This window comes from Amycolatopsis sp. 2-15, from assembly GCF_030285625.1.
Taxonomy (GTDB): domain Bacteria; phylum Actinomycetota; class Actinomycetes; order Mycobacteriales; family Pseudonocardiaceae; genus Amycolatopsis; species Amycolatopsis carbonis.
Map to the genome: position 1 here is coordinate 2,485,533 of NZ_CP127294.1, position 17,710 is coordinate 2,503,242.

The following is a 17,710-nucleotide window of genomic DNA, read 5'->3' on the forward strand; positions in this document are numbered from 1 at the left end:
ACTTAACCGTTGAACACCAGAGGGGAAATTTCCGGGCACTAGTAGATCGGGATCATGAGCGAGGAGCGGGAAAGAACATCGGAGCAGGGCGCGAAGAAGAACTTCCGCCCCGCGCAGATCGTCGCCACGGCGCTGGCCGCGGTGACGGCGGCGCTGCTGGGGTCGACACTGGGGGTCGCGGGCACCGTGGTCGGTGCCGGGCTGGCGAGCGTAATCACCACGGTCGGCGCCGAGCTGTACCTGCGTTCGCTGCAGCGCACACGCGAGGCCGCGCTGAAGGCACGCGCGGTGCTCGTGACGGCGGGCCAGCGCAGGGGCAGCAGGCCCGGCCTGCCGCCGGTCGACGATCCGGCGCAGATGCCGACCGTGCTGATGCCGCTCGACCCGTCGGAGATGCCGACGGTGCGGATCTCGAAGCTCACCGGGCGGGAGCAGCCGGAGCCGGAGGAATCGTTCGCAGACAAGCTGCGGAAGCTGCGTTGGCCGTTGATCATCGGGACGAGCGTGGTCGCCACGGTCATCGCGATCGCCGTGGCGGTCGGGGCGGACTTCGTCTCAGGCGGCAACGTCGGACCCGGTGTCTTCCACCACGGCAATTCAGGCACGACCCAGCAGCAGAAGCAGGACGACAACCCGCCCGCGACGTCGGAGAACACCCCGCCGCCCAGCGAGACCGAGTCGAACACGCCGCCCTCGTCCTCCTCGAACACGTCCACGAGTGAGTCGGAGACGTCGCAGAGTTCGGTGAGTGACACGCCACCGAGCACGGGCGGGGCGGCGTCGACCACGCCGAGCGCACCGCAGACGAAGGGCGCGGCGTCGGGGACTCCGGCGCCCTAACCGAGCCGCGCCTTCAGTGTCTCCGCGGCCGCCTTCGGGTCTTCGGCGTCGGTGATGGCGCGGACCACGACGATCCGCGTCGCGCCGGCCGCCACCACCTCCGGCAGGCGTTCGGTGTCGATGCCGCCGATTGCGAACCACGGCCGGTCGGTACCGGTTTCAGCCGTGGCCCGGACCAGGTCGAGGCCCGGCGCGTACCGGCCGGGCTTGGTCGGCGTCGGCCAGCACGGGCCGGTGCAGAAGTAGTCCACGCCGTCTTCGGCGGCGGCCGCGGTGGCCTGTTCGACCGAGTGCGTGGAGCGGCCGATCACCACGTCGTCGCCGAGGATGCGGCGGGCGAGCGGCACGGGGATGTCGTCCTGCCCCAGGTGCAGCACGTCGGCGTCCGCGGCGAGGGCGACGTCGGCGCGGTCGTTCACCGACAGCAGCGCACCGTGGCGCGCGCAGGCTTCGGCGAGCACTTCGAGCGCTGCGATCTCCTGCGCGGCCTCGAGCGGGGCGCCGTTCGTCTTGTCGCGCAGCTGCACGATGTCGACGCCGCCGGCCAGGGCCGCGTCGATGAACTCGGCGAGGTCGCCACGCGACGAGCGGGCGTCGGTGCACAGGTACAGCCGCGAATCGGCCAGGCGGGTGCGGATCTGTGATCCGGTCAGGGCGGGCATGGCGGGGACGTTACCCGCGCGCTACGGTGGGGTGGTCCGCACGGGAGCCCGAGGCACGGGCTGAGAGGGAGCTGCCGCTCCGACCGTGGAACCTGATCCGGGTCATGCCGGCGCAGGGAGCGTGATTCCCATGAACGAGACCCTCACCGTCGTCGGCGGCGGTGTCATCGGCCTGTCCGCGGCTTGGCGCGCGGCGGCCCGCGGCCACCGCGTCACGGTGGTCGATCCTTCACCCGCGCGCGGCGCTTCGTGGCTGGCCGGCGGCATGCTGGCGCCGGTCACGGAGGCGTGGCCGGGTGAGGAGCACGTGCTCAGCCTCGGCGAGGAGTCGCTGCGGCGCTGGCCCGATTTCGCGCGTGACCTCGCGGCGGAGGGGACGGACCCGGGGCTGGCTTCGCACGGGACGATCGTGGTCGCGTTCGACAGCGCCGACGCCGGGCACCTCGAAATTCTCGCGGAGTACCTGACGTCGCTGGGCCGTGCCGTCGAGCGGCTCACCGGGCGGGCGGCGCGGCGGCTCGCGCCGGGTCTGGGCGCGGTGCGCAGCGGTCTGCACGTGCCGGGTGACCTGGCTGTCGACAACCGGAAGCTGCTCACGGCGCTGCTGGCGGCGTGCTCGAAGCGCGGGGTCGAGTTCTCTGCTTCGCGGATTGCTTCGCTCGACGATGTGACCGGCCCCGTCGTGCTGGCCGCCGGCGCGTGGACGGGCGCGTTGCACCCGCTGCTGGCCGACGCCGTGCGGCCGCTCAAGGGCGAGATTCTGCGGCTGCGGCCGCGTCGGGGCTGTCTGCCGCCTCCGCCGTACACGGTGCGCGCGATGGTCGAGGGCCGGCCGATCTACCTCGTGCCGCGCGCCGACGGCGAACTGGTGCTCGGCGCGACGCAGTACGAAGCGGGCTTCGACGAGGCGGTGACCGCGCGTGGCGTGCGGGAGCTGCTGGAAGGCGCCGAACGGATCCTGCCGGGAATCACGGAGTACGAGCTCGTCGAGATCGCCGCCGGGCTGCGCGCGGGGAGCCGCGACGCGCTGCCGTACATCGGGGAGCTCGGCGAAGGCGTGTACGCGGCGACGGGGCACCACCGAAACGGCCTGCTGATGGCCCCCGTGACCGCCGACGCCGTGGTCGCGTGGCTGGCCGGCGAGGCGCCGCCGGACGAGATCGGGGCGGCCGCGCCCGCCCGTTTGCTGCAGAAGGAGCGAGTCTGATGGAGATCAAGGTCAACGGGAGCTGGCGCGAGTTCCCCGACGGCGCCACCGTGTCCGAGGTGCTCGACGCACTCGACGTGACCCGCCAGGGCGTCGCCGTCGCGGTGAACGGCGAGGTCGTGCGCCGGGGCGAGTGGGAGGCGTCGGTCGTGCCGAAGGGCGCGAACATCGACGTGCTGACCGCGGTGCAGGGAGGCTGACGATGGACGACGCTCTGGTCATCGGCGAACACAAGCTGTCGTCGAGGCTGATCATCGGGACCGGTGGCGCCGGGAACCTGTCGGTGCTGGAACGCGCGCTGGTCGCGTCAGGCACCGAGCTGACGACCGTCGCGATGCGCAAGGCCGACGCCGACGGCGGCACCGGCGTGCTCGGCCTCGTGCGACGCCTCGGCATCAAGCTGCTGCCCAACACCGCCGGCTGCCGCACCGCCGCGGAGGCCGTGCTCACCGCCCAGCTGGCCCGCGAGGCGCTCGACACGGACCTCATCAAGCTCGAGGTCCACGCCGACGACCGCACCCTGCTGCCCGACCCGTTCGAAACCCTGGACGCCGCGGAACAGCTGGCCGCCGACGGCTTCACGGTGCTCGCGTACACCAACGACGACCCCGTGCTCGCCCTGCGGCTCGAGGAGGCCGGCTGCGCCGCCGTGATGCCGTTGGGCGCTCCCATCGGCACGGGCCTCGGCATCCGCAACCCGCACAACATCGAGCTCATCGTCGCGCGCGCCATGGTCCCCGTCGTCCTCGACGCGGGCATCGGCACCGCCTCCGACGCTTGCCTCGCCATGGAACTCGGCTGCGACGCGGTGCTGCTGTCCACCGCGGTGACCCGCGCCAAGGACCCGGAACGCATGGCCGCGGCCATGCGCGCGGGCGTCGAGGCGGGCCGCCTGGCGCGCGACGCGGGCCGGGTCCCGCAGCGCTTCTGGGCCCACGCGTCGAGCCCGCCTCGCTGACGGCCTCGCTGCCGTGCGTGCGCGGCCCGTTTCGCCCTGCCGGGGTGAACGCGGGTAAGCCGCCTGGTGCAAGTGGTCCGCGTTGCGTGCCCCGGTCGGTGATTTCGTCCGCGCTTAACGCTGAACGTGCACCGGCAGGCCTTATGGTGGACGACACCTTTCCGGCGCAAAGGCGGCGGGCAACAGTGGCAGGAGGAGCCAGCCGTGACTCTATCCTCGGTCCAGGACGTCTCGGGCAGGTTGTACCTGGCCGTGGGACGGTTGTCGCGCTCGTTGCGGCAGGCTGGGGTCCCCGGGCCCGGCCACGGCGCGATCTCGGCGCTCGCCACGCTCGTCCACTTCGGTCAGCTGCGCCTCGGTGACCTCGCCGCGAAGGAGGGCGTCGCGGCGGCCACGATGTCGCGCATAATCGCCACCCTCGTCGAGGCGGGCTACGTCACGCGCGAATCCGACCCCGTCGACCGCCGCGCCTGGCTCGCCCGCGCGACGGAAGAGGGCGAGCGGCTCGTGTCCGGCGTGCGGTCCACGCGCGTGCAGGAGCTGAACCGCCGCCTCGACAAGCTGAGCCCGGAGTACCGCGAAGCCCTCACGGTCGCGCTGCCGGCCCTGGAGGCCCTGATCTCCGACGACAGCTAGGAGACCACTCCCGGCCGCCGCGGTCGTCCGCTCGTGATCACACGGGCGACGACCGGTTCGATCTCCACCGCGGGCTAGCGGTCCTCCGGCGCGAGCCGCCAGAACGCCGACACCGGCCCCACCTTCGCGCCCATCGGGTACGAGTGCTCGACCGCGTGCGACACGAACCACTTGCCGTAGCGCGCGGCCTCGACGACCGACATACCCTTCGCCAGCCCGGCCGTGAGAGCCGAGGCCATGGTGTCGCCCGCGCCGTGGGTGTGCGGGGTGTTGAAGCGCGGGCCGGGCAGCTCGACGAACGTGGAGCCGTCGAAGAGGAGGTCGACGCACTCCGGGTCGGACACGAGGTGGCCGCTCTTCACGAGCACGTACTTCGGCCCCAGGCGGTGCAGCGCGACGGCCGCGGTGTGCATGCCCTCGCGGTCGGTCACGGTCAGGCCGGTCAGCAGGCGCACCTCGTCGAGGTTCGGCGTCAGCACGGTCGCGCGCGGCAGCAGTTCCTCGCGCAGCGCGGACAGGCCGTCGGCGTCGAAGAGCGGGTGGCCGGTCATCGACGCCGCCACCGGGTCGACCACGAACGGCACGTCGTGGTCGCGACCGATGCCCGCGTTGTCGCACGCCGTCGCGACGGCGTGGATGATCTGCGCCGACGCGAGCATGCCCGTTTTCGCCGCGCCCACACCCATGTCCGACGCGACGGCCTCGATCTGGCCGGCGACGACGTGCGGCGGGATGTCCGCGCGATCGTGGACTCCCAACGTGTTCTGCACCGTCACGGCCGTCACGGCGACGAGCCCGTGGACCCCACAAGTGAGGAATGTCCGCAAATCGGCCTGGAGTCCGGCTGCGCCGCCGGAGTCGGAACCGGCGATGGTCAACGCCGACGGCAGGCTCGGGTTTTCAGTCATGGGCACTTTCCGACTTCTGGTCTAGTCCATTTGGTCAGCTGTCCTTCATCCACAGTCCATCACGGTGGCACAGTGTGAGTGCCATCGCACCATCGGTGGGTGAAGGGGTCAGGATGAAACTCGCTTCAGTGGTCGTGACGGTCGGCGCGCTCGTCGCCGCCTCGTTGTCCGGGGCAGCCGTCGCGAACGCGGACAGCCCGAAACTCTCGCACGTGACCACGGTCGGCGTGCACAACACCTACGACCCGGCCGCATACCCGTTCCTCGCGCAGGCGCTGGACAACGGCTCGTCGCTGATCGAGCTCGACGTGTGGCCGGACTTCATCACGCACGAGTGGAAGGTGAGCCACTCGAACCCGTTGGGCAACAGCAACAACTGCGTCGCCGCGTCGACGACCGCCGACCTCTACAAGGGCGGGACGAACAAGAACCTCGAGTACTGCCTCGACGACATCCGCATCTGGCTCGCGGCCCACCCGGACCACACGCCACTCACGCTGAAGCTCGAGATGAAGACCGGCTTCTCGGACAACACCGGGATGGGCCCGGACGAGCTCGACGCGGCCTTCCGCGCCCACCTCGGCAGCGCCGTCTTCAAGCCGGCCGACCTCCTCGGCAGCTACGCGACGCTCGACGACGCGGCCAAGGCGGACAACTGGCCGACCGTGGACGCGTTGCACGGCAAGGTGATGACGGAGATCATCCCGGGCACGGTGGAAGAGCAGAACCCCACCGACACGCTGCACACCGACATCGAGTACGCGAACTACCTGCTGGCGCAGAAGAACGCGGGCAAGCTTGGTGACGTCCAGATCTTCCCGACCGTCCACGGCGCCGTCGGCGGCGACCCGCGCGACAAGTACGCGGCCAACCTCAAGCCGTGGTTCGTGGTCTTCGACGGGGACGCCAACGCGTGGGTCACGCAGACCGGCCCGGCGTGGTACGACGACAACCACTACTACGTGGTGATGACCGACGGCCAGAACGTCGCCCCGGCCATCGACGACCACAACCCGACCGTCGACCAGGCCAACCAGCGCGTGGCCGAGCTCGCGGCGCAGCACGCGTCCGTGGTCACGTCCGACTGGACGGGCCTGACCACGGTGCTGCCGCAGGTCGACGCCCGCGGCTGAGTTTCATCCGGACAGTCCACAGTGGCCCCCGACCGCGCGGTCGGGGGCCGCTGTGCGTCCACATCAGACGGTGAGTACCAGCTTCCCGGTGACCCGGCCGCCTTCGCCCACCTCGTGGGCCTTCGCCGCGTCTTCGAGTGGGAACGTCTGGTCCACGTGCACCTTCAGCTGCCCGGCCTCCACGAGCTCCACCAGCCCGAGCAGCCCGACGCGGTCCGGCTCCACGAGGATCGGCGCCGTCCGCACACCCCGCTTCGCCGCTTCCTCCTGAGCCCGTGCGCCGACGCCGCCGGGCACGCTGACGAGCAAGCCGCCCGGCTTGAGCGACGGCAGCCAGCGCAGATCGCTGTCCTCGCCGACGAGCCCGAGCACGACGTCAAGGTCCGCCGCTGTTGCGTGCTCATCGCGGTAGTCGATCGGCTCGTCCACACCCAGCGATCGCAGGAAATCGTGCTTCGCCGCGCTGGCCGTGCCGAGCACGTAGGCACCGCGCGCCTTTGCGATCTGCACGGCGAGGTGCCCGACACCGCCCGCCGCCGCGTCGACGAGCACCCGCTGTCCACTCCGGACTTCCGCCACGTCCACCAGCGCCTGCCACGCCGTGAGCCCCGCCAGTGGCAATCCGGCCGCCTCCACGTGCGACAGCCCGGCCGGCTTGCGCACGAACTGCCGCGACGGCGCGGTCACGTACTCCGCGTATGCCGCGGCCTCGCGGGGGAACCACGGCATGCCGAGCACCTCGTCGCCCTGCTTCACCCCGGTGGCCCCGAAACCCACCTCTTCGACGACGCCGGACACGTCCCAGCCCAGCGTGTACGGCGGCTCGCCCATGAAGACCGGGTGGGCCCGGGTCTTCCAATCGACGGGGTTGATGCCGGCCGCGTGCACGCGCACCAGCACCTCCGTCGGGCCCGGCGCCGGGCGGTCGGCCTCGGTCACCCGCAGCACCTCCGGGCCGCCGAACTCCCGCTGGGTCACCACGCGCATTTCGGATCTCTCCTTCCGGTTGGTTGTCCCCTATGCTCTGCCCGGTGGTCACTTTTCGCCAGAAGGCACTTCCCGGTATAGTAGGTACCTGATGGATACCACCTGTGACCAGCACGGATCCTGGGACGTCTACCTGAAGAGCTGTCCCTGTCGCGACGTGCTCGACCTGCTCGCGAACAAGTGGACGGCGCTCGTGCTCGGCGTGCTGGCGCAGCGGGCACACCGCTTCGGCGAGTTGCGCCGCGCCGTCGGCGGCATCAGCCAGAAGATGCTCACGCAGAACCTGCGCAACCTCGAACGCGACGGTTTCGTCAGCCGCAAGGTCTTCCCGACCACACCGCCGACGGTGGAGTACGCGCTCACCCCGATGGGCGCCGAGGTCAGCGCCCACCTGGTGGCCCTGAGCACGTGGTCGCAGTCGAACTTCGACCGGATCCGCGACGCACGCAGCACCTACGACACGCGCTCGCTCGAACCCGTCAACTAGCGACTCAGGTGAAGCGGGGCGGCGGCTTCAGCACGCTCTTGCGGTAGTCGGTCACCGCGCGCGATTCGGCGATGCCCGGTTTGGGGTCCAAGCCCCATTTCCGGATCACCTTCAGCGCCGCCGCCGGTTTGTTGGCCGAGACCAGCTGGTCGACCTCGAACTGCAGGTCCAAAGGCATCTGCGCCCACAGTGCGCGGGCGGCGGTGTCGTCGGTCACGGGTCCAGTGTGGCCGCTCAGTCGGCGAGCCGCCAGAACGGGGACACCGGCCCCACCCCGGCGCCGAGCGGATAAGCCTCGGCGACGCAGCGTGCGATGAACTGCTTCGCCTCGGTCACGGCCGTCGGCACGTCGGCGCCCTTGGCGAGCGACGAGGTGATGGCCGAGGCCATCGTGTCGCCGCCGCCGTGGGTGTTGTCGGTGTCGATGCGCACACCGCTGAGCTCCAGCACGTCCGTGCCATCGGTGAGCAGGTCCACGCAATCCTCGGCTTCGTAGAGGTGCCCGCCCTTCACGAGCACCCACCGAGACCCGAACTCCAGCAACGCGCCGGCCGCCGCGCGCTGGGTCTGCGCGCCGGTGACCGTGATGCCGGTGAGCAGCCGCACCTCGTCGAGGTTCGGCGTGATCAGCGTGGCGCGCGGGAAGAGCTCCGTGCGGATGGCCTCCAGCGCCTCCTCGCGCAGCAGAGCGTGGCCGGTCATCGACGCGGCCACCGGGTCGACGACGAACGGGGTGTCCGTGTCGCGTCCGATGTGGACCTCGTCGAGCGTCTTCGCCACGGCCTCGATGATGTCGGCCGTGGCGAGCATGCCGGTCTTGGCCGCGTTCACGCCCATGTCGCCGGCCACGGCCTTGATCTGCGCCGTGACGACGTCGACCGGGATCTCGGTGAAGCCTTGCACGCCAAGCGAGTTCTGCACCGTGACGGCCGTGAGCGCGACGAGCCCGTGGACGCCGTGGGCGAAGAACGTGCGCAGGTCGGCCTGCACGCCCGCACCACCACCGGAGTCGGATCCGGCGATGGTGAGGGCGGTGCGGGGGGTTTCAGTCATGACTACTGCCTCTAATAGCGGGTGGAGCTACTGCCCGACGACCGGGAGGTAGACCTTGTTGCCCTGCTCGCCGAACTCGGCCGACTTCTCCGCCATGCCGGCCTCGATGGCCTCCACAGTGGACAGCCCGTGCTCCTCGGCGTACTTGCGCACGTCGTGGGTGATCCGCATCGAGCAGAACTTCGGGCCGCACATCGAGCAGAAATGGGCGGTCTTCGCCGGCTCCGCGGGCAGCGTCTCGTCGTGGTACGAACGCGCGGTATCGGGGTCGAGCGCAAGGTTGAACTGGTCGTTCCAGCGGAACTCGAAGCGGGCCTTGGACAGCTCGTCGTCCCACTCGTGCGCGTGGGGGTGGCCCTTGGCGAGGTCGGCGGAGTGCGCGGCGATCTTGTAGGTGATCACGCCGGTCTTCACGTCGTCGCGGTTGGGCAGGCCGAGGTGCTCCTTCGGCGTGACGTAGCACAGCATCGCCGTGCCGTACCAGCCGATCTGCGCCGCGCCGATGGCCGAGGTGATGTGGTCATACGCCGGCGCGATGTCTGTCGCGAGTGGACCGAGGGTGTAGAACGGGGCCTCGCCGGTGAGCTGTTCCTCCAGCTCCACGTTCTCCTTGATCTTGTGCATCGGCACGTGGCCGGGGCCCTCGATCATCACCTGCACGTCGTGCTCGCGCGCGATGTGCGTGAGCTCACCCAGCGTCTCGAGCTCGGCGAACTGCGCGCGGTCGTTGGCGTCGGCGATCGAGCCGGGACGCAGGCCGTCGCCGAGGGAGAACGTGACGTCGTACTTGCGCAGGATCTCGCAGAGTTCCTCGAAGTTCGTGTAGAGGAACGATTCCTGGTGGTGCGCGAGGCACCACGCGGCCATGATCGAGCCGCCGCGGCTTACGATGCCGGTCACGCGCCGGGCGGTGAGCGGGATGTAACGCAGCAGCACTCCGGCGTGGACGGTGACGTAGTCCACGCCCTGCTCGCACTGCTCGATGATCGTGTCGCGGTAGACCTCCCACGACAGCTTCTCCGGCTCCCCGTTGACCTTCTCCAGTGCCTGGTAGATCGGCACGGTGCCCACGGGTACGGGGGAGTTGCGGACGATCCACTCGCGCGTCTCGTGGATGCGCTTGCCGGTGGACAGGTCCATGATCGTGTCGGCGCCCCAGCGGGTGGCCCACACCATCTTGTCGACCTCTTCCTCCACTGAGGACCAGACGGCCGAGTTGCCCATGTTGGCGTTGATCTTCACCAGGAACTTCTTGCCGATGATCATCGGCTCGCTCTCCGGGTGCTTGCGGTTGGCGGGGATCACCGCCCGCCCGCGCGCGACCTCGTCGCGCACGAACTCGGGCGAGCACCGCTCGCGCGCGGCGATGAACTCCATCTCGCGCGTGATCACGCCGGCTTTGGCCCAGCCGAGCTGGGTGTTGTGCGCGCGGCCGTCGGCCCAGCTCGTGCGCAGCGGGTGAAGTCCATTGTGGACGTCGATCTTCGCGTCCGGGTCGGTGTACGGCCCGGACGTGTCGTACACGTCGAAGTGCTCACCGTTCGACAGGTCGATGCGCCGTGCCGGAACCCGCAGGCCCGACTCGGTGCGGTGGTAGACCTTGTGCGAACCGGTGATCGGCCCCGTGGTCACGGAAGGCGTGATGGCAGGCTCGTTCTCCAGCGTCGTCAACGACGTTCACTCCCTACGCCGGCATTACCCGGTCAGGTTCATGCGGTCGGCGGCACCAGGTGTCCACAGACAGACACCAGCCGCCCTCTCAGCCCGCCAAGGCGCGAGCTCCCGCGTTGGTTATGAGGTTGTCCCTCGACCATGCCACGGCGGATCACGCGAGCACAAGGCGACTGTTCAACCGGTGTGTTCTTCACCGGATCGGAGCATGCGGCCGGCAGGAGTTCACGTGACAATCGTCTCCGACGACTCGGGGGTGTCTCGTGCGGAAAGTCCTGCTCACCGGATTGGTGACGGTGTTGGCGATGAGCATGGTCCCGGCCGCTTCGGCGACCGAGGGTGACGCGCCAGGCGGGCCGGGTGCTCATCCGAGCTGGCTGCCGGCGGACAAAACGGGCTTCGGCACGGCCCGCGATCGCGCCAGCGACGTGTGGTTCACGCTGCAGGGCGGGCGCATGTCGGAGGTGTACTACCCCGATCTGTCGACCCCGAGCGTGCGGTCGCTGGACCTCGTCGTGAGCGACGGGCGGACCTTCGCGACGCTCGCGTCGGCCGCGAAGTCGCAGCAGGTCCGGCGAGTCGACGACCTCACGTACGAGCAGACCAGCACCGACGATCAGCGCCGGTGGCGGCTGAGTCGGACGTATGTGACGGATCCCGCGCGGTCCACGGTGCTGGTGGACGTCGAGTTCACGTCGCTGGCCGGGCGGCCACTCTCGCTCTACGCCGTGGCGGACCCGGATCTGACCAACGACGGCAGTGACGATTCGGCATCCGCTTCCGGTGCGGTGGCGTCGGCTTCCGACGGTGCCACGGCGGCCGCGTTGACGGCCGCCCCGGCGTTTTCGCGGACGTCCGTGGGATACGCGGGTGTTTCGGATGGCGCGACCCAGTTGCTGGCCTCGAAAAAGCTGGTTTCGTATTCACACGCCGCCAGCGGAAACGTCGTCCTCACCGGACAGACTTCGGCTGACGGCGTGCGTTCCCGGCACGTGACTTTGTCCCTGGGAATGGGTTCTTCCGGCTCCGAAGCGGTCAATAAAGCCCAGGCTTCCGCCCGCCGCGGTTTCCACGCGATTTCCGCCGACTACTCCCGCGGCTGGCGCGATTACCTTTCCACCGTCCGCACCGCGCCGTCTTCATTGACGAGCCCGGCGTCACGCGATTTGTACCGAGCCTCCGTGCTGACGCTCGCCGCGAGCGAGGACAAACACCACCCGGGCGCCTTCATCGCGTCGCCGAGCATGCCGTGGCGCTTCGGCAACAACGACCCCGAATACTCGCCCTCGGGCACTTATCACCTGGTGTGGCCCCGCGACCTCTACCAAATCGCCACAGGCCTGCTCGCTGCCGGCGACCGGTCCGCGGCCGACCGTTCCGTCGACTACCTCTTCGGCACCCAGCAACTGCCCGACGGGCACCTGCCGCAGAACAGCAACGTCGACGGAAAGCCCTATTGGACCTCCATCCAGCTCGACGAGACCGCGCTCCCGATCGTGCTCGCCCAGCAGCTCGGCCGTACCGACCTGTGGCCGAACGTCCGCCGCGCCGCCGAGTTCCTGCTGTCCTACCGCTCCGCCGACGGCAAGGCCTCCCCGTACACGCAACAGGAACGTTGGGAAGAACAGGACGGCTACTCGCCCTCGACCATCGCCGCGGTGATCGCGGGCCTCGTCTGCGCCGCCGACCTGGCCACCCACTCGGGCGCGAACGCCGACGCGGCCCGCTACCTCGCGACGGCCGACCGCTTCAAAGCCGGGCTGGCGCACCAGACCGTGACGACCAACGGCCCTCTGTCGAAGCAGCCCTACTTCGTCCGCCTCACGAAGAACGGCGACGCGAACTCGGGCCTCACCTACAACCTCGGCAACTCGTCGCTCACCGTCGACCAGCGCTCCGTCACCGACGCCGGCTTCCTCGAGCTCGTCCGCCTCGGCATCTACCCGGCCGACGACCCCGTGATCCGCAACAGCATCAAGGTCACCGACGCCGACATCTCCTTCACCACGCCGGCCGGCCAGTTCTGGCACCGCTACACAATGGACGGTTACGGCGAACAACCCGACGGCTCACCGTGGGACTACACGTTCCCGTCCGAGAGTCGCGCCACTTACGGCCGCCTCTGGCCGCTGCTCGCCGGCGAACGCGGCGAGTACGACCTGGCCGCCGGCAACCGTCTCTCGGCCCAACGCCGCCTGACCGACCTGTCCCACGCCGCCGGCTCGTCGGACACCATGCCGGAGCAGGTCTGGGACGAGAACCCGCCTTCGGGCTCACCCGGCCACACGCCCGGCACCCCGACGGCCTCGGCCACACCGCTCGCCTGGACCCACGCCCAGTACATCCGCCTGGCCTGGTCCGTCGCGCGGAACCGGCCGGTCGAGCAGCCTTCCGTCGTGCGCGAGCACTTCCTGGGGTACTGAACCCCTGAAACGACGAGTCTCCCGGCCCCGACCCGGGACCGGGAGACTCGTCGACAAAGAAACTCAGGCCTCGGCCGGCTCGTCCTTCGGCGGCAGCCAGCTCAGCCCCGGCACGCCCCACTTGTTCTTCTTCAGCATCTTCTTCGCCGCCCGCGCGTGGCGGCCGACCAGGCGGTCGAGGTACAGGTACCCGTCGAGGTGGTCCGTCTCGTGCTGCAGGCAGCGGGCGAAGTAGCCGGTGCCCTCGACGGTGATCGGCTCACCGGTCACGTCGAAACCGGTCACGCGCGCCCACGACGCGCGGCCGGTGGGGTAGGACTCGCCGGGGACCGAGAGGCAGCCCTCCCAGTCGTCGTCCGGGTCCGGCATGGTCTCGGGGACCTCGGAGGTCTCCAGCTTGGGGTTCACCACCAGGCCGCGGTGTTCGACGCCCTCGTCGTCGGGGCAGTCGTAGACGAACAGGCGCAGGTCGAGTCCGATCTGGTTGGCCGCGAGGCCCACGCCTTCGGCGGCGTACATCGTCTCGAACATGTCCTCGGTCAGCGTGCGCAGCTGCTCGTCGAACTCCGTGACCTCACGGGTCGGCTGGTGCAGCACGGGATCGCCGGCGATGCGGATGGGGTGGACGGTCACGAGCAGCGAGTTTAGTCGGAGCCGTCTGATACACCTGGATCGGACCGTGACGCGCCGCGCCGGATGCCCATGTCGAGCATGGGTTCCGTGGTTGAATGGCGCCCGCGGAAGGACAGCCGACACCGATTGCGAGGACCGCATGGACGCCGCGGAGTCGATGGCTGGGGACCAGCCGTCGCCGCCGGAGAATGTGGGCGGCCTGACCGAGCGTGAGGTGGAGATCCTCGCGTTCGAACGTCAGTGGTGGCGGCACGCCGGTGCCAAGGAAAACGCCATCCGGGAACGGTTCTCGCTGTCCTCGACCCGTTACTACCAGCTGCTGAACACACTGCTGGAAAAGCCTGAGGCCATGGCGGCCGACCCGATGCTGGTGAAGCGGCTGCGCAAGACGCGCGCCGCCCGGCAGCGCAAGCGCGGCGCCAGGCGGCTGGGGATCGAACTGTCATGAGCTTCTTCTCGGGACTGTCCCGGCCCATGCGGGCCGCGGGCGTCGCGCTCATCGGCGTCGCCGTGATCGCCGCGATCATCGGCGGCGTGACCGCGCTTTCGGGTGGCGGATCGGGAGACAACAACGCCGGGCCCACCAGCTCGAGCGGGTCGCCGACGTCTTCGCAGTCGTCGCCCGGCTCGTCGAGTGCGACGCCACCTTCGTCTTCGGCTCCTTCTTCGCCGGCTTCGTCGTCGGCGCCCTCTTCGCCGCCGGCCAGCCAGTCGGGGCAGCCGGGCCAGCCTGGTCAGCCCGGCCAGCCCAGCGGACAGCCGGGTCAGCCCGGCCAGCCCGGTGGCCAGCCGGGGCAGCCGGGCGCCGGCCAGCAGGCGTCCAACAAGTGGGTGACCGTGCGGGTCTACAACAACTCCACGATCCCGCACCTCGCCGAGCAGGCCGCCGCCGACTTCCGCGCGTCGGGCTGGAACGTGCCCGAGGTCGGCAACTACCCGCAGGGCGTCATCCCGCACACCACGGCCTACTTCCGGCCGGGCACCGACGAGGAGGCCGCCGCGAAGCAGCTGGCAGCCGAGTTCGGGTTCCAGGCCGAGCCGCGGTTTGACGGCATCCAGAGCTCGAGCCCGGGCGTGATCGTGATCATCACCAAGGACTACCAGAGCGGCCACAAGGGCAGCTGACCAGCGAAAACAACGGGCCCCACCGCGCAGGTGGGGCCCGTTTTCGTCAGCGTTCCTGCTGGGCCTGCGCGTACGCCTCCAGCGTCGCCAGCTGCGCCGGATCCAGCGACGGCCGGACGACCTGCCGTGCCTTCTCCAGGTGGGCGGCGGTGACCACGTGCGCCTCGAGCGATTCACGCATCGCGGTGAGCGCGGCCTCGCGGATGAGCGCGGCGCAGTCGGCGGCGGAGTAACCGTCCAGGGTGGACGCGACGGCCGCCAGATCCACATCGGACGCCAGCGGCGTGTTCTTCGACGTCGCCTTGAGGATCGCGGTGCGCGACTCGGCGTCGGGCGGCGGCACGTAGATGCGCCGCTCCAGCCGGCCCGGCCGCAGGAGCGCCGGGTCCACGAGCTCGGGCCGGTTCGTCGCGCCCAGCACCACGACCTCGCGCATCGGCTCCACGCCGTCGAGCTCTGTGAGCAGGGCCGCGACCACGCGGTCGGCCACACCGGAGTCGGACGACTGCCCGCGCCGCGGCGCCAGCGCGTCGATCTCGTCGAGGAAGATCAGCGACGGCGCGGCGTCGGCGGCCCGGCGGAACAGGTCGCGCACGGCCCGCTCCGACTCGCCGACCCACTTGTCCAGCAGCTCGGCGCCCTTGATCGCGAACACGTTGAGCGCCCCGGTGCCTGCCAGCGCGCGCACGAGGAAGGTCTTGCCGCCGCCCGGCGGGCCGTAGAGCAGCACGCCACGCGGCGGGTCGATGCCCAGGCGGGCGAAGGAATCCGGGTAGCGCAGCGGCCACAGCACCGTCTCGGTGAGGGCCTGCTTGACGTCGACCATGTTGCCCACGTCTTCGAGCGTCAGCCCGCCGGTGGCCAGGTTGTCCGAAGTGGACAGCGAGATCGGCCGGACGGTGGCGAGCGCGTCGAGCAGGTCGTGCTCCGAGATTCGCGGCTCGGCGACGTCACGCTGGCGAAGCGCGGCCCGCAGGGCCGCGTCTCGGCGCAGGGCGATGAGATCGGCGGCGACGAACCCGGGCGTCTTCTCCGCGAGCACGCCCAGGTCGGCGCCGGGTTCCACGGGCACATCACGCAGCAGGATCCGCAGCAGTTCGATGCGGGTCTTCGCATCGGGCAGCGGCAGGCCGAGCTCGCGGTCGAGCAGGTCGGCGGTGCGCAACCGCGGGTCGACGGACTCGGCGCGCTGCGTCGTCGCCACCACGGCGAGGCCCTCGCGGCGCATGGCCGCGCGCAGCTCCTCCAGGACAACGGTGGCCACCGGCGGCGGTTGCGTGGCCGGCAGCAGGGCGTCGACGTCGTTGATCAACAGCACGCCGGGCCCGTCGCCCTCGGCGGCGCGGGTCACGGCCTCACGCAGGCGGGCGTGGGCCGTGTTCGGCTCCAGCACGGCGATGTTGGGCGCGACCAGCGATACCACCCGCACCTTCTCGGCCCGCGCGACCGAGCGCACCAGCGTCGCCTTGCCGACGCCCTCCGGCCCCGACAGCAGCACCCCCAGGTGCGCCGATGTGCCCAGCCGCTCCAGCAGCTCCGGCCGGTGGAACGCCAGGTCGAACCACTCGGCGAGCTTGCGCGCGGCCCCTTCCGCGCCCACCAGGTCGGCCACGGGCGGGACCGGTTCCGAGATCTCCTCCGGCTTGGTCTCCTCGACCACCTCCGCGTCGAGGTAGTCCTCCGCCGCCGTCACGGCCGTGCTGCGGACGAGGGCAGTCGCGCTGCGCGCGGGGACGGTGTCGGTCGGCGTCTCGCCCGTGCGGGCGCCGTCGCGCCAGCTGACCACAGTGGACGGTCCCACCACGACCACGCCCGCGGGCTCCGTGGCGGTGACGGTGAGCAGCTCGTTGGTCCACGTCGCGCCGATCGCGCGCGACAGCTGCCCGCGCACGGCCGCGACGTCCGAACCCGGCGCCGGCGCGAGGTCCTGGGGAAGCAGCGAAACGGCGTCGCCGCGCGTGAGCACCTTGCCGGTGAGCGCGAGCCGCAGCGTCTGCGGCGGCACGGACACGCTGGCCAGCCGCGAGCCGGAGACCGTGACCGTCTTGGCCGCCGCGACGTCGGCCGGCGTCACCACGATCTCGGACCCCTCGGACACACCGAGGTTCGACATGGTGACGTCGTCGGTCAGCACCACGCCCGGCGTGCCCTCCTCGGCCGGCGCGGCGAGCGCGGCACTGCGGCGGGCGCCGGTGAGGTGCACGGCGTCCCAGGCGCGCAGGCCCAGCGCGTCGAGCACCTCGGGGTGCATCCGCACGACTCCGCGCCGGGAATCCAGCGCGGACGGCGTGTGCCTGACGGTCAGTGTGATCTGCGGGTCGCTCACGCCGTTCACCCTAGCGACGCGGAGCCTGCCCAGGCGTCGAACGACAGGATCTCGCCCACCGGCGGCCGCGCGGCGGGGGAGAACTCACGCTGTGTCGAGTGCGCCACGGCGATGAGGCCGACCTGCGTGACGTCGGCCGGGATCCCCAGCAGGCGCGCGACGTCCGGCTCGTGGCCGGCGAGGTGGTAGCTGCACAGCGAGCTCGCGAGGCCGCGCGTGCGCAGCGCGAGCTGGAAGCTCCAGATCGCCGGGTAGATCGAGCCGTAGAACGACGATTGCTCCGCGGCCGAGGCCGGCCGCCGGCCCGGCATGCACGGCAGCACCAGCGCCGGTACGCGGTCGAGGTGGTCCACGAGGTGGCGGGCGGAGGCGAACATGCTCGTGTCGGCCAGGTGCGCGTAGTGCTGCCACACCTGGTGGGCGGCCGTCCTGGTGATCGCGGCGACTTCGGCGCGCAGCTCCGGGTCCAGTACCGCGACCCAGCGCTGGGCCTTCAGCAGTCCACCGGCGGCGGGCGCCTGCTGGGCGATGCGCAGGCAGTCTTCGATCACCGCCGGGTCGACCGGCCGGTCGAGGTCCAGCTTGCGGCGGACGGATCGGGTGGTGGTGAGCAGCGTTTCGGCGTCCATGGCGTCCCTCCAGATCGATACTTACACCGTAA

At 70.6% G+C, this 17,710-nt stretch carries 19 protein-coding genes and 2 riboswitches; of the genes, 10 read left to right on the forward strand and 9 right to left on the reverse strand.

Going from position 1 to position 17,710, the window contains the following annotated elements; all coding sequences use genetic code 11:
- Positions 1-54 precede the first annotated feature (54 nt).
- Positions 55-840, forward strand: coding sequence for a hypothetical protein (locus QRX50_RS12105; RefSeq protein WP_285972036.1), 786 nt, complete (start codon positions 55-57; stop codon positions 838-840).
- Here the strand turns inward: QRX50_RS12105 and thiE are convergent.
- Positions 837-1,502 (reverse strand): thiamine phosphate synthase, encoded by a 666-nt coding sequence (thiE, locus tag QRX50_RS12110; protein ID WP_285972037.1) that lies wholly within the window; start codon positions 1,500-1,502, stop codon positions 837-839. The genes QRX50_RS12105 and thiE overlap by 4 nt on opposite strands.
- A 30-nt stretch (positions 1,503-1,532) precedes the next feature.
- Positions 1,533-1,638: riboswitch (TPP riboswitch) on the forward strand.
- Here thiE and thiO point away from each other — a divergent pair.
- The 4 genes from thiO (at position 1,633) to QRX50_RS12130 (ending at position 4,303) form a co-directional block, all read left to right on the forward strand.
- The gene (gene thiO, locus QRX50_RS12115) at positions 1,633-2,709 is read left to right on the forward strand and encodes a glycine oxidase ThiO (protein WP_285972038.1); all 1,077 of its coding nucleotides are present in this window, start codon (positions 1,633-1,635) and stop codon (positions 2,707-2,709) included. (Overlaps the previous riboswitch by 6 nt.)
- Positions 2,709-2,909: a sulfur carrier protein ThiS gene (gene thiS, locus QRX50_RS12120; protein WP_285972039.1), complete on the forward strand. Its 201-nt coding sequence runs from the start codon at positions 2,709-2,711 to the stop codon at positions 2,907-2,909. The genes thiO and thiS overlap by 1 nt, the downstream gene beginning before the upstream one ends.
- A 2-nt stretch (positions 2,910-2,911) precedes the next feature.
- Positions 2,912-3,667: a thiazole synthase gene (locus QRX50_RS12125; RefSeq protein ID WP_285972040.1), complete on the forward strand. Its 756-nt coding sequence runs from the start codon at positions 2,912-2,914 to the stop codon at positions 3,665-3,667.
- 204 nt (positions 3,668-3,871) lie between these two features.
- Entirely contained in the window at positions 3,872-4,303 is a 432-nt protein-coding gene (locus QRX50_RS12130) for a MarR family winged helix-turn-helix transcriptional regulator (RefSeq protein WP_285972041.1), read from the forward strand.
- Between the two features lie 74 nt (positions 4,304-4,377).
- Here QRX50_RS12130 and thiD (QRX50_RS12135) read toward each other — a convergent pair whose 3' ends face one another.
- Positions 4,378-5,211, reverse strand: a complete 834-nt coding sequence (gene thiD, locus QRX50_RS12135; RefSeq protein ID WP_285972042.1) for a bifunctional hydroxymethylpyrimidine kinase/phosphomethylpyrimidine kinase — start codon at positions 5,209-5,211, stop codon at positions 4,378-4,380.
- 113 nt (positions 5,212-5,324) lie between these two features.
- Here thiD (QRX50_RS12135) and QRX50_RS12140 point away from each other — a divergent pair, with 113 nt between their 5' ends.
- Entirely contained in the window at positions 5,325-6,344 is a 1,020-nt protein-coding gene (locus QRX50_RS12140) for a phosphatidylinositol-specific phospholipase C domain-containing protein (protein ID WP_285972043.1), read from the forward strand.
- A gap of 63 nt (positions 6,345-6,407) precedes the next feature.
- Here the strand turns inward: QRX50_RS12140 and QRX50_RS12145 are convergent, their stop codons facing one another.
- Positions 6,408-7,331 (reverse strand): NADP-dependent oxidoreductase, encoded by a 924-nt coding sequence (locus QRX50_RS12145; protein WP_285972044.1) that lies wholly within the window; start codon positions 7,329-7,331, stop codon positions 6,408-6,410.
- Between the two features lie 91 nt (positions 7,332-7,422).
- Here QRX50_RS12145 and QRX50_RS12150 point away from each other — a divergent pair, with 91 nt between their 5' ends.
- Entirely contained in the window at positions 7,423-7,818 is a 396-nt protein-coding gene (locus QRX50_RS12150) for a winged helix-turn-helix transcriptional regulator (RefSeq protein WP_285972045.1), read from the forward strand.
- A gap of 4 nt (positions 7,819-7,822) precedes the next feature.
- Here QRX50_RS12150 and QRX50_RS12155 read toward each other — a convergent pair whose 3' ends face one another.
- The 3 genes from QRX50_RS12155 to thiC form a co-directional block, all read right to left on the reverse strand.
- Positions 7,823-8,035, reverse strand: a complete 213-nt coding sequence (locus QRX50_RS12155; RefSeq protein WP_285972046.1) for a hypothetical protein — start codon at positions 8,033-8,035, stop codon at positions 7,823-7,825.
- A 17-nt stretch (positions 8,036-8,052) separates the two neighbouring features.
- Positions 8,053-8,871, reverse strand: a complete 819-nt coding sequence (gene thiD, locus QRX50_RS12160) for a bifunctional hydroxymethylpyrimidine kinase/phosphomethylpyrimidine kinase (RefSeq protein ID WP_285972047.1) — start codon at positions 8,869-8,871, stop codon at positions 8,053-8,055.
- A 27-nt stretch (positions 8,872-8,898) separates the two neighbouring features.
- A complete protein-coding gene (gene thiC, locus QRX50_RS12165) occupies positions 8,899-10,542 on the reverse strand; it encodes a phosphomethylpyrimidine synthase ThiC (RefSeq protein WP_285972048.1) in 1,644 nt (547 codons plus the stop codon).
- Positions 10,536-10,667: riboswitch (TPP riboswitch) on the reverse strand. It overlaps the preceding gene by 7 nt.
- Positions 10,668-10,847: 180 nt before the next feature.
- Between thiC and QRX50_RS12170 the strand changes: the two genes are divergently transcribed.
- Entirely contained in the window at positions 10,848-12,965 is a 2,118-nt protein-coding gene (locus tag QRX50_RS12170) for a glycoside hydrolase family 15 protein (RefSeq protein WP_434533334.1), read from the forward strand.
- A 63-nt stretch (positions 12,966-13,028) separates the two neighbouring features.
- Here QRX50_RS12170 and QRX50_RS12175 read toward each other — a convergent pair whose 3' ends face one another.
- Positions 13,029-13,598, reverse strand: a complete 570-nt coding sequence (locus QRX50_RS12175; protein ID WP_220244671.1) for a peptide deformylase — start codon at positions 13,596-13,598, stop codon at positions 13,029-13,031.
- Between the two features lie 139 nt (positions 13,599-13,737).
- Here QRX50_RS12175 and QRX50_RS12180 point away from each other — a divergent pair, with 139 nt between their 5' ends.
- A complete protein-coding gene (locus tag QRX50_RS12180; RefSeq protein ID WP_285972050.1) occupies positions 13,738-14,046 on the forward strand; it encodes a DUF3263 domain-containing protein in 309 nt (102 codons plus the stop codon).
- Positions 14,043-14,723, forward strand: coding sequence for a LytR C-terminal domain-containing protein (locus tag QRX50_RS12185; protein ID WP_285972051.1), 681 nt, complete (start codon positions 14,043-14,045; stop codon positions 14,721-14,723). Before QRX50_RS12180 ends, QRX50_RS12185 begins: the two co-directional genes overlap by 4 nt.
- 46 nt (positions 14,724-14,769) lie before the next feature.
- Here QRX50_RS12185 and QRX50_RS12190 read toward each other — a convergent pair whose 3' ends face one another.
- Both QRX50_RS12190 and QRX50_RS12195 read right to left on the reverse strand, forming a co-directional pair.
- The gene (locus QRX50_RS12190; protein WP_285972052.1) at positions 14,770-17,049 is read right to left on the reverse strand and encodes an AAA family ATPase; all 2,280 of its coding nucleotides are present in this window, start codon (positions 17,047-17,049) and stop codon (positions 14,770-14,772) included.
- Between the two features lie 5 nt (positions 17,050-17,054).
- On the reverse strand, positions 17,055-17,678 hold the full coding sequence (locus QRX50_RS12195; RefSeq protein ID WP_285972053.1) for a nitroreductase family protein: 624 nt from the start codon (positions 17,676-17,678) through the stop codon (positions 17,055-17,057).
- Positions 17,679-17,710: the final 32 nt, after the last annotated feature.